Source organism: Pseudoclavibacter helvolus, from assembly GCF_049707175.1.
Lineage (GTDB): Bacteria > Actinomycetota > Actinomycetes > Actinomycetales > Microbacteriaceae > Pseudoclavibacter > Pseudoclavibacter helvolus_A.
This window is the reverse complement of sequence record NZ_JBNAFM010000010.1, coordinates 1-14,316: the sequence shown is the minus strand read 5'-3', so window position 1 is coordinate 14,316 and position 14,316 is coordinate 1. Positions and strand designations below refer to the sequence as shown.

At 69.1% G+C, this 14,316-nt stretch carries 10 protein-coding genes; 6 read left to right on the top strand and 4 right to left on the bottom strand.

Annotated features, from left to right (window positions below; genetic code table 11):
• Window positions 1-23: 23 nt before the first annotated feature.
• From ACPYN9_RS09530 to ACPYN9_RS09520, 3 genes are all read left to right on the top strand, one after another.
• On the top strand, window positions 24-650 hold the full coding sequence (locus tag ACPYN9_RS09530; protein WP_424466021.1) for a TetR family transcriptional regulator: 627 nt from the start codon (window positions 24-26) through the stop codon (window positions 648-650).
• Between the two features lie 76 nt (window positions 651-726).
• Complete coding sequence (locus ACPYN9_RS09525) at window positions 727-1,518, top strand: ABC transporter ATP-binding protein (protein WP_424466019.1); 792 nt, start codon at window positions 727-729, stop codon at window positions 1,516-1,518.
• Window positions 1,515-2,249, top strand: coding sequence for an ABC transporter permease (locus ACPYN9_RS09520; RefSeq protein ID WP_424466018.1), 735 nt, complete (start codon window positions 1,515-1,517; stop codon window positions 2,247-2,249). Before ACPYN9_RS09525 ends, ACPYN9_RS09520 begins: the two co-directional genes overlap by 4 nt.
• A 160-nt stretch (window positions 2,250-2,409) precedes the next feature.
• Here the strand turns inward: ACPYN9_RS09520 and ACPYN9_RS09515 are convergent, their stop codons facing one another.
• Entirely contained in the window at window positions 2,410-2,763 is a 354-nt protein-coding gene (locus ACPYN9_RS09515) for a hypothetical protein (RefSeq protein ID WP_424466016.1), read from the bottom strand.
• 68 nt (window positions 2,764-2,831) lie between these two features.
• Between ACPYN9_RS09515 and ACPYN9_RS09510 the strand changes: the two genes are divergently transcribed.
• Window positions 2,832-3,791, top strand: coding sequence for a carbohydrate kinase family protein (locus tag ACPYN9_RS09510; protein ID WP_424466014.1), 960 nt, complete (start codon window positions 2,832-2,834; stop codon window positions 3,789-3,791).
• 105 nt (window positions 3,792-3,896) lie between these two features.
• On the opposite strand, the gene ACPYN9_RS09505 is transcribed toward ACPYN9_RS09510, so the two are convergent.
• The 3 genes from ACPYN9_RS09505 to ACPYN9_RS09495 all read right to left on the bottom strand — a co-directional run bounded on the left by ACPYN9_RS09505 (window position 3,897) and on the right by ACPYN9_RS09495 (window position 7,464).
• Window positions 3,897-5,426 (bottom strand): amino acid permease, encoded by a 1,530-nt coding sequence (locus tag ACPYN9_RS09505; protein WP_424466013.1) that lies wholly within the window; start codon window positions 5,424-5,426, stop codon window positions 3,897-3,899.
• A gap of 240 nt (window positions 5,427-5,666) precedes the next feature.
• Window positions 5,667-6,377 (bottom strand): YczE/YyaS/YitT family protein, encoded by a 711-nt coding sequence (locus tag ACPYN9_RS09500; protein ID WP_424466011.1) that lies wholly within the window; start codon window positions 6,375-6,377, stop codon window positions 5,667-5,669.
• Window positions 6,378-6,510: 133 nt separating this feature from the next.
• On the bottom strand, window positions 6,511-7,464 hold the full coding sequence (locus ACPYN9_RS09495; RefSeq protein ID WP_424466010.1) for an L-lactate dehydrogenase: 954 nt from the start codon (window positions 7,462-7,464) through the stop codon (window positions 6,511-6,513).
• A 119-nt stretch (window positions 7,465-7,583) separates the two neighbouring features.
• On the opposite strand from ACPYN9_RS09495, the gene ACPYN9_RS09490 reads away from it, so the two are divergent.
• Together ACPYN9_RS09490 and ACPYN9_RS09485 are read left to right on the top strand one after the other, a co-directional pair.
• Window positions 7,584-12,122 (top strand): proline dehydrogenase family protein, encoded by a 4,539-nt coding sequence (locus tag ACPYN9_RS09490; protein WP_424466009.1) that lies wholly within the window; start codon window positions 7,584-7,586, stop codon window positions 12,120-12,122.
• 539 nt (window positions 12,123-12,661) lie between these two features.
• Window positions 12,662-14,077: an FAD-binding oxidoreductase gene (locus tag ACPYN9_RS09485; protein WP_424466007.1), complete on the top strand. Its 1,416-nt coding sequence runs from the start codon at window positions 12,662-12,664 to the stop codon at window positions 14,075-14,077.
• Window positions 14,078-14,316: the final 239 nt, after the last annotated feature.

Below are 14,316 nucleotides of genomic sequence, written 5' to 3'. Positions count from 1 at the left end.
GGCGCGCCTCGTAGGGTTCTGGTATGACCTCGACTGGCGATCCATCGTCGCAAGGCGCCAAGAAGCGCGGCCGCGGGCGACCGAGGAACGGCTCGTCGAATGCACGGAGTGAGATCCTCGGCGCCGCGGTCGTGGAGTTTGGCGACCACGGCTACGACGGCACATCGATACGAGGGATTGCGGCACGGGCCAAGGTCGACTCGGCTCTTGTGCACCACTACTTCGGTACGAAAGCAGAGCTTTTCGCGACCGCGCTCGGCTTCCCGGCGCGGCCTGACCTCGAGTTGCCCCGGCTCCTTGCGGGGCCTCGGCAGGGGCTGGGTGCCCGGCTTCTCCGCTTCATACTCGGCGTCTGGGAGAAGCCCGAAGTGCAGCGTGGCGGCATCTTGCTCCTGCGTTCCGCCCTCGGCAGCCGCAAGGTGACTCCGCTGCTGGCAGGGTTTCTGAGTCGAGAGGTGTTGCCGCATATGGTCCAAGCGGTCGGTGACCGAGCCGACGCCGAACTGCGCGCTAACGCCGTCGCTTCGCAGATCATCGGAGTGCTCCTCGCGCGGCACATCCTGCACCTGGAACCCTTGAGCTCTGCGTCGCTCGACGAGGTCGCGGACCTTGTCGGACCGACCATCGACCGGTACTTGTTCGAGGAGTGATGGTGCGGGTCGTCCGCGGGTGCACTGTCTATGGATCTGCTTGACACCATCCCTCCTCGCGAGGATTATTCATCGCATGATGAATAGATTGGCGGCGACGGACGGGGTGGCCGTCGTTGTGCGTGGACTGCGCGTCGATCGCGGCGCGAAGGCGGTGTTCGACGGGCTCGAGCTGTCGGTTCCTCGTGGCCAGATCACGGGCCTCCTCGGCCCCTCCGGGTGCGGGAAGACGACCCTCATGCGCGCGATCGTCGGAGTGCAGAAGACCGCCGGCGGATCGGTGACCGTGCTCGGGGAGCCGGCTGGTTCTCGGCAGTTGCGCTCGCGTGTCTCGTACGCGACGCAGTCCGCATCCGTCTACGACGACCTGACCGTCACCCAGAACCTCACCTACTTCGCGAGCGTGCTCGGTGTGGGGCGTTCGGACGTGGATGCGGTCATCGACCGGGTGGGGCTCTCGGCGCAGGCGAAGCAGAAGGTCGAGTCGCTGAGCGGCGGGCAGAAGAACCGCGTCTCGCTGGGCGTCGCGATGCTCGGGCGCCCCGAGGTGCTCGTGCTCGACGAGCCGACTGTGGGACTCGACCCGGTGCTGCGCGAGGACCTCTGGACCCTGTTCCGCTCGCTCGCCGACGGCGGCGCGACGCTGCTCGTCAGCAGCCACGTCATGGACGAGGCCATGCGCTGCGACCGCCTCATTCTCCTGCGAGACGGCGACATCATCGCCGACACGACCCCGCCCGAGCTGCTCCGCGAGACGAGGACACACGACGCCGACGCCGCGTTCCTCGCGCTCATCGAACGCGGCGGTCACGGGCGAGCTCGCCACCGGGGCAAGCATGCTGGCGACCAAGAAGCGGCGGCGTCGTGAGCCCGCGGCGCACGCTCGCCACTGCCGGCCGCGTGCTCAGGCAGATCCGCCACGACCCCCGCTCGATCGCCCTCATGGTCGTCGCGCCCAGCCTCCTCGTTGGCCTGTTCTCGTGGCTCTTCTCCGAGCAGGACGGCGTCTTCCAGCAGCTCGGTCCCGCCATCCTCGCCCTCTTCCCGTTCATCATCATGTTCCTCATCACGAGCATCACGACCCTCCGGGAGCGCCGATCCGGCACGCTCGAGCGCCTGATGACGACGCCCCTCGCGAAGGGCGACTTCATCGTCGGCTACGCGCTCGCGTTCGCCGTCGCGGCGATCGTGCAGGCGGTGGTCACGGTCGCCTTTGCGGTGCTCGTGTGTGGACTCGCCGTTGACGGGCCGCTCTGGCAACTCGGGCTGGTCGCGGTCGTGGATGCGCTGCTCGGCACAGCCCTCGGCCTGCTGGCCAGCGCGTTCGCGCGCACCGAGTTCCAGGCCGTGCAGTTCATGCCCGTACTCGTGTTCCCGCAGGTGCTGCTCGGGGGCGTCCTCATGCCGCGCGACCAGATGCCGGAGGCATTACGCGCCATCTCCGATTGGTTGCCGCTCAGCTACGCCATCGACGCGATCAACGCCGTCACCGCAGCCGAATCCGGCTGGGACCTCTGGGGTCCGGTGCTCGTGATCGCTGCCTTCGCGATCGGAGCTTTGGTGCTCGGCTCGCTCACCCTGCGTCGCCGCACCGCCTGAGTTCAGGCGGCGCTCACTGGCCCCGCCTTTTCTCGCCCACTTCACTCTGCGCATCCACACGAGAGATCCATGTTCGTGGCGGAACGAGCCTGTCTTCCCCGTGTGGATGCGCCCTGGGCTGGAGGGGGAGAGGAGGGAGGGAGAGGAGAGGGGTGCGAGGTTACTTGGCCGCGACGCTGTCGAGGTGCTCGCGGAGCGCGATGATGATGTCGTCGCGGGTCGTGTTGCGGGCGTGCGCCAGCTCCTCGATGAGCCAATCGAGGGTCATGTAGTTGGCGTGCAGCAGGTTCGAGAGCTCGATGTTGACCTTCACCTGGTTGGGGCCGCCGTCGGCCGGCAGCTCGGCGTCCGCATCCGCATCGAGCCCCTGGCCCTGCTCGACCTTCACGACGAACGCACCGACCTCGACGAGCCGTTCGTATGCGAGCGCCGCGGCATCTGGCGAGACTTCCGTGACGGAGACGGCGTCAAGGAGCACATGCGCGGCTTCCCGGCTGGTTGCTGGAGTGGACATGCAACGAGGATAAACGCGCACTTCGAACGGACAGTCAGGGTCCATCCATGCAAGGCACAATCGGACACATGAGCAGCAAACCCACAGCGAAGGCCCGCCCCACGTCTGACGCGCCCGTCGTGGTCATCGGCGACGCCATCGTCACGGAACTGCGGGAGACGGAGGCACGTGGCGGCCTCACGAGCCGCAGCTACGTGGGCGGCTCCGCGCTCAACGTCACGATGGCGCTCGCGCGCCTCGGCGTTCCCGTCGCGCTCATCTCGAGCATCGGCGACGACCCGGACGGGCTGCGCATCCGCGACCACCTGCGCAAGCACGGCATCCGCTTCGCCCCGTCGGTGTCGCTCGCGGGCACTGGGCGGGCCGTCGGCGAGCCCACAGACGACGAGCCGCTGTACACGTTCGACGACGCGGCGAGGGCGCGGCGCATCCGCTTCGACGACGAGCAGGTCGCGCTCATCCGCTCGGCCCCCTTCGTCGCGATCTCAGGCTTCGCGTTCGACGACAAGAAGCAGCACCGGCGCCTCCTCGAAGCCGTGATTCGCCCGCAAGAGCGACTGCTCCTCGACCCGAACCCACGCCTCGGGCTCGTCGAAGACCCCGTCGCGTTCGTCGACAACTTCGAACGCCACGTCTCGAGCGCCCTCTTCGCGCACCTCTCCGACAACGACGCCGACCTGCTCTTCGAAGCGCCTCTCGACGAGGCAACCAGCGACCTGCTCGACCTCGGCGCGACACACGTGCTCGCCACCGAAGGCAACCGGGGCGGGCGCTGGGTCAACCGGGCCGGCATCGACGTCGCCGAGCCCATCGTCGACCTGCCGGGCGACATCGTCGACACGATGGGGGCGGGGGACGCCGTGTTCGCAACGGCCGTCGCGTCGATCGTCCAAGGCGGTGTTCCGAGCGAGGTTGCGGATGCGCGGCGCATCCTGCAGCGGGCCATGGCCGTCGCCGCCGCCACGGTCCGCGTCACGGGCAGCTTCCTCGCTGCCGACGACGACCTGCCGCCCGCCGCCGACGCCTAACCGAGCCCCGGCCGACCGCCTGGTGGTGAGGTTTCGGGATGGGTTTCTCATCTCGGGATGGCTTTCAACCCATCCCGAGATGACGAACCCATCCCGAAAGCGCACCTACTCCGCGGCTGCGCGCTCGCGCTTCTGCTTCCGCTGCACGTAGACGCCGGCGACGATCGACAGGCCGGCGATGATGAAGCTCGTCGTGACCTCGATGAGGCGCGTCTCTCCGGCGAAGAACATGTAGATGAGCAGCGCCGACAGCGCGACGATGACCACCCAGGTGAGCCAGGGGAAGCCCCACATGCGGATGCCGCCCTTGGTCGCCTCGACAGGGTCCTTGCCGGCCGCGATGGCGTCTTCGGCGAGGATGCGGCGCGAGCGCAGCTGGGAGACGGCGATCACGATCCACACGAAGATCGCGACGGCGCCGGTCGAGTTCACGAGGAACGAGAAGACGTACTCGGGGGTCGTGTAGTTGAGCACGACCGAGAGGAGGCCGACGACCGCGGATGCGAGGATCGCGACGTAGGGGGTGCCGCGCTTCGAGACCTTGCGGAACGCCTTGGGCGCTTCGCCGCGGCGCGACAGCGAGAAGGCCATGCGGGAGGCGGTGTAGAGCGACGCGTTGAGGGTGGATAGCAGCGCGGAGAGCACGATGATGTCCATCGCGAGGGCCGCCCAGCCGATGCCCGCCGCGTTGAGCATGGTGACGAACGGGCTGACGCCTGCCGTGATCTGGTTCCAGGGCAGCACGATGAGGACCACGAGGATCGAGCCGATGTAGAAGAGCAGGATGCGCCACACGACCGAGTTGACGGCCTTGCGGACGGCCTGGGCTGGCTGCTCGGATTCACCGGCGGCGATGGTCGCGACCTCGGCGCCGAACATGGAGAAGATGACCGGCAGGAGGGCCGCGAGGATGCCGGCGACCCCGAACGGCGCGAAGCCGCCGTCGGCCGGGGCGAGGTTGCCGAACGTCGCCGTGTTGTTCGGGATGATGTGCGCGATGAGGAGCGCGCCGACGATGATGAAGATGATGATCGAGACGATCTTGATCGACGCGAACCAGAACTCGAACTCGCCGAACGACTTCACGCTGATGAGGTTCGCGATGAGGAAGACGAGCGTGATGACGAGCGCTGGGATCCACTGGGGAACCTCAGGCAGCCAGCCGCTGATGATGACGGCGGCCGCGGTGGCTTCGATGCCGACGACCACCACCCAGAACCACCAGTAGAGCCAGCCGATGGAGAGGCCTGCCCACGGGCCGATGAAGCGCGTCGCGTACGCCGAGAACGAGCCGGTCTCTGGCGAGATGGAGGCCATCTCGCCGAGCATGCGCATGACGAGCACGACGACGACGCCGGCGAGCGCGTAGGCGAGGATCACGGCGGGGCCGGCGGCGAGGATCGCGGTGCTGGAGGCGACGAGCAGGCCTGCGCCGATGACGCCGCCGAGGGCGATCATCGACAGGTGTCGAGGCTTGAGGGTGTTGGCGAGGGCCTCGCCCTGCTCGACGGCTGGGCCGCGGCCGGGCTGGTGGCCGCGTTCGCTGAGGTCGCGGCTCTTCTCGGTGAAGACGGCCTCGGTGTGTGGCGCTGCTGCGCCCTCTGGTGTCTGGCCGTCAGCGCTTGGGGACGTCATGGATCACGTTTCTCCTGGGAAAGGGAACCGGGCGACGCGCGCTCGCTGAAGACTCAGCACTTGGGGGTGGGGCGCGGCGGTCGCCTCGGGTCGGTACTGAGCAAGGGTAGGGCGTGTGGCGCGCGCCGTTCACCTTGTGTTCATAAGTGACGCGGGGCGGCGGATGCGCGGTGCGGGCGCTGCCGGAGGGGGCGCATCCGGGTGCGCACGGGGTGCGGCGCGTCCTGCACCGTCGCGGGCTCAGCTCGCGGGCGAGTCTCCTGGGAGGGTCTCGGGGTCGCTCGGGGCGACGTTGCCGCGCACTTCTCGCTCGGCGTGGCCCTCCGCCTCCGGGCCGTTGCCTGCCCCTCTGGCGCCGCTCGTGTCCACGGTGAACCAGCGGATCGTGACGCCGCAGATGGGGCCGATGAGCAGCGCGAAGGCGACGGTGCCGATGCCGACGTCGCCGCCGAGGAACCATCCGACGGCGAGAACGGTCACCTCGAGGGCGGTCCGTACGATCCAGATGCGCCAGCCCGTCACCCGGTGCAGGCCGGTCATGAGACCGTCGCGCGGGCCGGGCCCGAAGAGGGCGCCGATGTAGAGGCCGGTCGCGAGGCCCAGGGTGAGGATGCCGCCGGCGAGCAGCAGGATGCGCCACCAGAGGTCGAGGTCTTCGGGGATCAGCCAGAGGCCCAGGTCGGCGCAGGGGCCGACCAGGAGCGCGTTGAAGAGGGTGCCGAAACCGGGGCGCTGCCGGAGCGGGATCCAGATGAGCAGCACGACGACGCTGATCAGCACCGTGATGAGCCCGAAGGGCAGGCCGGACTGGACCTGGATGCCGAGGGTGAGCACGTCCCACGGCGAGACGCCGAGTTGGCCGCGCACGATCATGGCGATGGCGAGGCCGTAGAGCAGGATGCCGATGACGAGCTGCGTGGCGCGACGTGGCAGACGGACGATGGAGCGCATCCGCTCATCTAAGCCCGTCGGGGCCGCGAGCCTCTCGGTCCACTCCGCAAGAGGTGGACGTGTCTGGCGCGCGCGCTCGGCGGGAGCGGATCGGCGCGGCGGATCCGGGCGGCGGCTCCGTGTCGCCGCGCGGTCAGCTGACGGAGCGCACCGTCGAACGGATCTCTTCCGCCGACGCGAGGAACTTCTCGAGCTCGCTGGGTGACATCGGGGTGTCGAGGATACGCTCGACGCCCTTGGCGCTCACGATCACGGGCGTGGAGATGGCGACGTCATCGATGCCCCACTGCCCTTGCAGGAGCGTCGAGACGGGCATGATGGCGTGCTCGTCGTTGATGATCGCCTCGGCGATGCGCGCCCCGGAGAGGCCGATGGCGTAGTTCGTGGCGCCCTTGCCCTCGATGACCCTGTAGGCGGCGGTGCGCACGTCGTGGGTGATGCTCTCGAGCGTCTCCTCGGTGAAGGGGCGCTCGCCGTCGCGCTCCCAGTCGAGGATGGGGATGGGGCCGATCGTGGCTTGCGACCAGAGGGCGAACTCGCTGTCGCCGTGCTCGCCGACGATGGTTGCGTGCACGCTGGTGGGCGCGAGGCCGCCCGCGAGCTTCGCGATGATCCAGCGCAGGCGCGACGTGTCGAGCACCGTGCCAGAGGAGATGACGCGGCCGGGTGGCAGCCCTGAGATGCGCTGTGCGACGACGGTGAGCACGTCGCACGGGTTGGTGACGAGCACGAACACGGCGTCGGGGGCGAGCTCGACGAGCTGGGGCATCAGCGATTCGAGGATGCTGACGTTGACGCCGACGAGGTCGAGGCGGGTCTGGCCCGGCTTCTGCTTGGCGCCTGCGGTGATGATGACGACGTCGGCTCCAGCGACGGTCGTGATGTCGCTCGACCCGGTCATGACGCTCGACCCGGTGAACTGGGTGCCGTGGGCGAGATCGAGGACCTCGGCTTCCACTTTCTTGGTGTCGATGTCGTAGAGGGTGATCTCGCGGGCGACGCCGCGGATGAGGCACGCGTAGGCCAGTGACGTGCCGACGCTGCCGGCCCCGACGATTGCGACTTTCGACTGTTTCTGCTGGGGCATGGTGCTTCCTCTCGGAAAGATCAGCGACGCTCTGATCGTATTGGCGTTGCCCCGATCACTGCGGCGTGTCGCGGCGCGGCTCGGGTTGCCCCGAAGGTGCGCTGGTTACTCTCGTTCGCATGCGCATCCCGTCGGACCCAGGTGAAGAATCACGGCAAGACGGCGCGACTCCTCCTGAAGGCGGTGCGGCCGGTGGTACTGGTGCGAGCGCCGGGGCCGGCGGCGCAGGTGGCCGTGGCGACCTCGATCGCCGCGCTCGCGGGCTGGAGGAGGTCGACGCCCGTCGGGTGCAGCGCGCCGATTTCGTGAAGCAGGTGCTAGCCAAGCGCGAGGGCGGGGCGGATGCGAGCCGATCACCCGATGCCGATGCCGATGCCGGTGCTGATGCGTCGCCTGAGGCTGCCTCGGCTCACGGCGCGCCGACGGATGCGGCACCCGCGGGCGACGCGTCGCCCGCTGCTACCTCTACTACCTCGCCCGGCTTGAACGAGACGGTGACCGTCGACGACTCGATCGTCGAGGCGCTGCGCGCGGAGGGCCGGACCGCATCCGCAGACCGCGACGCCGACAACGCAGACGCAGACGCCGCCGCGGCTACCCCGCGCGCAGACCAGCCCCCGCGCGCCGACGAGACCGTCGCCGTCGACGACTCGATCGTCTCCGCCCTTCGCGCCGAAGGTCGCCTGGCGACGGGCGACCGCGACTCCGCGAGCGCATCCGCGAGCGCACCCGCGGCCGGTGCACCCGCTGACGCATCCGCTGACGCATCCGTCGCCGGCGCCAGAGGGCCGGTTCGTGCGCCGGATCCCAACGCCAAGCCACCCGTCGACGCGGCGCCGCCCACCGCCGCGATTCCTGTGGTGACGCAGCTGCGCGACGTTCCGGTTTCCGAGGCGCTGCCGGATGCGCTGTCCCTGCTGCGCGGCTGGCGCGAGCAGGTCGCTGCCGCCGACGAGCAGCGGGCCGCCGCGGTCGAAGCGGCGTCGAGTGCCCGCGCGAAGCGCCGCGCCGATACGACCTCCGAGCTCGACCGCGTCCTCAGCGGACCCGACGGTGAAGAGTTCTTGCGCTCACTGATCGACGACGTCATCCGCCCCGACGACGCCATCGCGGCCGGCAACGGGCTCGGCGATCTCGCCCCGAAGCTGCCCGCGAGCCTCTCGCCCGGGACGAAGCGCGCGTTCCAATTGGGCGCCTTCGCGGGTCCGGGTGTTCCCTGGCTTGCGGTTCCGCTCATGCGGCGGGCGACGTCCGCGTTCTTCGGCGACGACACTGTGCGCAGCGCGCCGGCCGAGATTGCTGCGGCGACCGAGCGTGCACGAGCTCGGGGCGCCGCGTCGCGCATCCGGTTGCTCGGGGATGCGGTGCTCGGCGAGCGGGGATCCAACGCGAGCCTCGAGACCTACACGCAGCTCCTCGCGTCGGGCGACGTGGAGGAGGTCGAGCTGCGGGTCGTTGACATTGAAGCCCAGCCGGCCCTCTGGGACTTCGACGGCACCCTCGAGCGCGTCGTCTTCAAGCTGTCCGCGCTCGGACGCGCCGCGCTCACCGCCCCGAAGACACCGCTCATCATGCTGCGCGCTCAGTCGTCCGCCGATCTCGAGCTGACGGTGCAGGCGTTCATGCGCGCCTTCGAACAGGAAGAGCTGCGCGGGTTGCACGTCGGTATCGCCCTGCCGGCCCAGTTCCCCGAGACGCCGGGCCTGCTCCGCCGAATTGGCGGGTGGGCGCACATGCGGCGCGAAGATCTCGGCTCTGACATCACGGTCGCCATCACCCGCGACGCCAACCACGAGCTCGAGCGCGCCGACGCCGTCATCAACGGCTGGCGCCTCGCGACCTATGCCTCGGAAGCCGATGTCGACGCCAACTTCGCGCGTCTCCTCGACGAGGCGCTCGCCATCGACCACGTCGCGGCGTTCCGGGTCGAGGTTGAAGCGGATGCACGCCGCGACGTCGCGCTCGCCGCCGCCATCGCGAAGGCGCGCGGGCTGCCGAAGCCCGTGCGAGTCGTCGTGCCGCGCTCGACCGACGAGGCCACGCTCCAGCGCATCCGCTCGGCCGGGGTTGAACTCGTGGAGCGCACGCCGGCAGTCGTGGAGCCAACGCAGCGGCACGCGGCCAGCTATCTGCAACACCGCGTGGACGTGCGTGCCGGACAGCTGCACACCGAACTGGCGGAGGTGACTCCGGCGACCGCTCCTGGCGTCGGCGCCGACGCCCTGCATCCAGACGACGAACGCCTGCTCAGCGCCACAGCGCGCATGCGTCAGATCGACTCCGGCCCGAATCGACAGCAAGACCGCGTGCTCGCCGACGACGCCGCGACCGTCACCGCGAGCATCCAGCTGGAGCTCTTCCCCGAGGGGCTCTTCGAAGACGAAGAGCCCGCCGCCGAGCGGCCAGCACGAGTGAAGCGGCTCAAGCCGGCATCGAAGCCCATCATCGAAGACGACGAAGAGGTCACCGAGAACCCTGCGGACACGGGGCCGAGCCCCCGCCTCACCGAAGTGGTGCTTGGGCTGAAGCGCGGCAGGCTGCTGCGCAACACGTTCCGGAACGCGCCGGGCACCGACCCGTCGCTCGCCAGCAACCGAGAGTGGCTGCTCTCGATCCAGCGGCGGGTGCCGCGCAGCGAGCTCGGCATCGACGAGGTCGAGCGTCACCTGCTGCACGAACCCAGCGACGTGGATGCGCTGCTCTCGCGGGCGGAGCGTGCCGCCGAGCCGTGGGGCCAGAAGCCCGGCTGGGAGCGGGCGGCAGTGCTCGAGAAGGTGGCGAAAGCGCTCGAAGCGAACCGGGCGCGCCTCATCGAAGTGGCCGTCTCGGAAACTGGGACGCCGCTGCCCGACGTCGACGCCGACGTGAGCCGCTGCGTGGACCTCGCCAACTACTACGCGCACCTCGCACGCCAGCTCGACCGCATGCAGGGAGCCGACTTCGAACCCGTCGCGGTCACTGTCGTCACGCCGTCCTGGGTTCCCGCGGTTGCCGGCAGCGCGGGGCATACCGCGCAGGCCCTCGCGGCCGGCAGCGCGGTTGTGCTGAAGCCGTCACCGCGCACGCGCCGCACAGCGGCGGTCTTCGCCGAAGTGCTGTGGGACGCCGACATTCCGCGCGACCTCGTGCAGCTCGCGATCTGCGACGAGAGCCTGCTCTCCGACGAGCAGCTCGGGCAGATGCTCATCACCGACGACCGCGTGCAGCGGGTGCTGCTCAGCGGCAACTGGGAGACGGCCCGCTCGTTCCTGCGCTGGCGTCCCGACCTGCCGCTCATCGCGGCAACCAGCGGCAAGAACTCGATGATCATCACGCCAAGCGCCGACCTCGACCGCGCCGCCCTCGACGTCGCACGCAGCGCGTTCCTCAGCGCCGGGCAGCGCCCAGGTCACGCCGGCACCGTCATCCTCGTCGGGTCCGTGGCCCGCTCGAAGCGATTCCACGAGCAGCTCGCCGACGCCGTCGCATCCCTCCGCATTGGCTACCCCAGCGACCCCGGCGCCGTCGTCGGCCCCCTCGTCTCCCCGCCCGACTCGCAGCTGCGCTTCGCGCTCACCTCGCTCGGCGAGGGCGAGTCATGGCTCGTCGAGCCACGCCAGCTCGACGACACGGGTCGCCTCTGGTCGCCGGGCATCCGCGTCGGCGTCAAGCCGGGCAGCTACCAGCACGTCACCGAGTTCTTCGGGCCAGTGCTCAGCGTCATGCACACGCACACCCTCGACGACGCCATCCGCCTGCAGAACTCGACGCAGTACGGACTGACCGCGGGCATCCACTCGCTCGACCGCACCGAGATCGCCGAATGGCTGCGCCGCGTCGAAGCCGGCAACCTGTACGTCAACCGCGACATCCTAGGCAACACGCCCCAGCGACAGCCATTCGGGGGCTGGCTGCGCTCCATGGTCGGCACCGCCAACAAGTTCGGCGGTCCCAACTCGCTGCTCTCCCTCGGCACGTGGCGCGCGAACCACGGCGAGCAGTCGCAGACCCTGCACCTGCGAGGCATCGACGAGCAGGCGACGGCGCTCATCGAATCGGCGGCGCCGTTCATGGACTACGAGACCTTCGACCGCCTCCGCCGCGCATCCCTCAGCGACCAGATCGCGTGGAACGAGGAGTTCGGCGAGGTCTCCGACGTCACGAACCTGAAGTTCGAACGCAACCTCATGCGCTACATCCCGGCGCGCGCCACGATCCGCGCGGCCGAGGACGCGACGCTCGCCGACCTCATCCGCGTCATCGTCGCCGCCCGCATCGTGCGGTCCAAACCCATCATCACGTCAGGCATCGAGGTGCCCGACGAGGTACTCGCCGAACTGCAGGCGCAAGACCTCACCGTGCAGCGCGAGACCGACGCGCAGTTCGCGGAACGGGCCAGGGGTGGCGGCATCGAGACACTTCGGGTGCGCCTCATCGGCGGAAAGCGGCGCGAGTTCTGCGACGCCCTCCAAGGCGACCCCGACATCTCCATCTGGTCGGACGAGGTCACCCCGGCCGGCCGCATCGAGGCACTGCCATTCCTCCGCGAGCAGGCGATCTCCATCACCGCGCACCGGAACGGGCATCCCGACGGGCGCATGCAGCAGCTCTTCCCGTACGAGCAGACCATCGACCCCGACGCGCCCATCACGCAAGGCCCCATCAAGTCCCGCGGGTAGTTCGCGCGACGCCTCCGGGGTGGTTCGAGCTTCGACTGTCCAACCACCGTGCGATCTTGGACTCCTGGAGTGATTGAAAAGTTTCAGGCTGCGGTTCTGCACTCTCGTTGGTCAGGCACCGTGCAAACCAGCCTCTCGAGTCGACTACATCGGGTCGCGCGGGCGCCCGTCGACTTTGCGGACTTTTTCTGACAGTGATGGGTTTTTCCCCATGACGGGTTGGAGAAACCCATCACGCGTATCCGCGAAACCCGACGGGTTGGAGAGGTCGCGCTGATCAGTTGTGAGGTTCCGAGCGAGTCCGTTCACCGACATTGCGGACTTTTTCTGACCGTGATGGTTTTTTCCCCATGACGGGTTGGAGAAACCCATCACGCGTATCCGCAAGATCCATCAACGTTGCAGACCGGTCGCTGGGAGTGGCCGTACTTGGACGGCTGTGAGCCCAGCCGTCGCGCGGCTGTGCGACCCTCGCAGGGATGCGCGAACGGATGCGGGTGTCCTCGCCGCTTCGATGCCTGTCGCCTACGATCGAGCGCATGACTGTCGATGTCGATGGAGTCCCTGAAGCAGCCCAGACTTCTGCGCCGGCTCGTGCTCTCGAAGCTCTCGCCCGCGATCTTCCCGGCAGGGTGGTGACGGACCCAGCCGCGCTCCAGCCGCTGCGGACTGACCGCTCGGGTGTCGTCGCGACCGGGGTACCGCTTGCGCTTGTCGAGGCTGAGTCGGTCGAGGATGTGCAGGCCGTGTGCCGCATCGCGAGCGAGTTCGGGGTGTCCCTCGTCACGCGGGGAGCCGGGACGGGTCTCGCGGGTGGCGGTGCTGGCGGCGAGGGCGAGATCGTGCTGTCGACGCTGCGCATGAACCGCATTCTCGAGATCTCCGCGGCGAACCAGCTGGCCGTCGTGCAACCCGGGATCCTGAACGGCGCCCTCAACGAGGAGCTCGAGGGTCACGGCTTCTGGTGGGCTCCAGACCCGGCGTCGAAGCACATCTCGTCGGTGGGCGGCAACATCGCAACGAACGCGGGCGGTCTGCTGTGCGCGAAGTACGGGGTGACGCGCGAGGCCGTGCTCGGGCTCAAGGTTGTGCTCATTGACGGCTCGGTCATCGATGTCGGACACCGCACGGTGAAGGGCGTGACGGGGCTCGATCTGTGCGCGCTCATGATCGGTTCCGAGGGCACGCTCGGCGTGATCGTCGAGGCGACCCTGAAACTGCGTCCGCTGGTGACGGGGGTCGTGCCGACGATCGGCGCGTACTTCGCGGATGTGGGGAGCGCGGCGCGCGCATCCGCTGCGGTCACGGCGTCTGGCATTCAGCCGGCGATCATGGAGCTGATGGACGGGGGAGTGCTGCGCGCGGTCTCGGCGTACACGGGGGTGGACTTGGCCTCGCACGGCGACTCGTACCTGCTCATCCAGACCGACGGGGCGAATGCGGTCGCTGAGGCGGAGTCGATCGTCGAGGTGCTGCGCAGCAACGGCGGCACGGCGTCGATGACCACCGATCCGCAGTCGGCGCTCACGCTCGTGGATGTGCGCCGCCAGGCGTATGCGGCGAAGGAGGCGCTCGGCAAGGTGCTCGTCGAGGATGTCTCCGTACCCCGCGACCGCCTGCCGGACATGTTCGCGAAGATCGACGAGGTCGCCGAGCGGACCGGGACCACGATCGTGACCGTCGCGCACGCCGGGGACGGCAACCTGCATCCGACCTTCATCTACGACCGGGGCGAGCCAGTGGTTCCGCAGGCGGTGTGGGATGCGGCCGACGAGCTCTTCACGTACGCCATCTCGATCGGGGGAACGCTCACGGGTGAGCACGGGGTGGGGGTGCTGAAGCGCCAGTGGCTGGGTGAGGAGCTCGGTGAGCGCCAGTACGAGCTGCAGCGGGGCATCAAGCGGCTCTTCGACCCGCGGGGCCTCCTCAACCCTGGCAAGGTCTTCGCGCAGTAGCGCGCCTGCCCGCGCCTGCCCGCGGTAGGTCTCGGGATGGCTTTCTCATCTCGGGATGACTTGCAACCCATCCTGAAATGAGAAACCCATCCCGAAACCGTGGGGCTGGGCGCCGAGGTCGGGGTCGGGGGGGGGGGGCCCCCCGCCCCCGGGGGGGGGGCGCCCCCCCCCCCCCCCCGCCGATAAAAATTTTGGGGGCCTTTTGGTGGGGGGGGGGCGCCGCCCGCAGCTGGGCCCAA

Bases quoted from the DNA above. Each gene is read 5' to 3' on its own strand.
- ACPYN9_RS09530 (WP_424466021.1), top strand. From the start codon at position 24: ATGACCTCGACTGGCGATCCATCGTCGCAAGGCGCCAAGAAGCGCGGC.
- ACPYN9_RS09525 (WP_424466019.1), top strand. From the start codon at position 727: ATGATGAATAGATTGGCGGCGACGGACGGGGTGGCCGTCGTTGTGCGT.
- ACPYN9_RS09515 (WP_424466016.1), bottom strand. From the start codon at position 2,763: ATGTCCACTCCAGCAACCAGCCGGGAAGCCGCGCATGTGCTCCTTGAC.
- ACPYN9_RS09510 (WP_424466014.1), top strand. From the start codon at position 2,832: ATGAGCAGCAAACCCACAGCGAAGGCCCGCCCCACGTCTGACGCGCCC.
- ACPYN9_RS09505 (WP_424466013.1), bottom strand. From the start codon at position 5,426: ATGACGTCCCCAAGCGCTGACGGCCAGACACCAGAGGGCGCAGCAGCG.
- ACPYN9_RS09500 (WP_424466011.1), bottom strand. From the start codon at position 6,377: ATGCGCTCCATCGTCCGTCTGCCACGTCGCGCCACGCAGCTCGTCATC.
- ACPYN9_RS09495 (WP_424466010.1), bottom strand. From the start codon at position 7,464: ATGCCCCAGCAGAAACAGTCGAAAGTCGCAATCGTCGGGGCCGGCAGC.
- ACPYN9_RS09490 (WP_424466009.1), top strand. From the start codon at position 7,584: ATGCGCATCCCGTCGGACCCAGGTGAAGAATCACGGCAAGACGGCGCG.
- ACPYN9_RS09485 (WP_424466007.1), top strand. From the start codon at position 12,662: ATGACTGTCGATGTCGATGGAGTCCCTGAAGCAGCCCAGACTTCTGCG.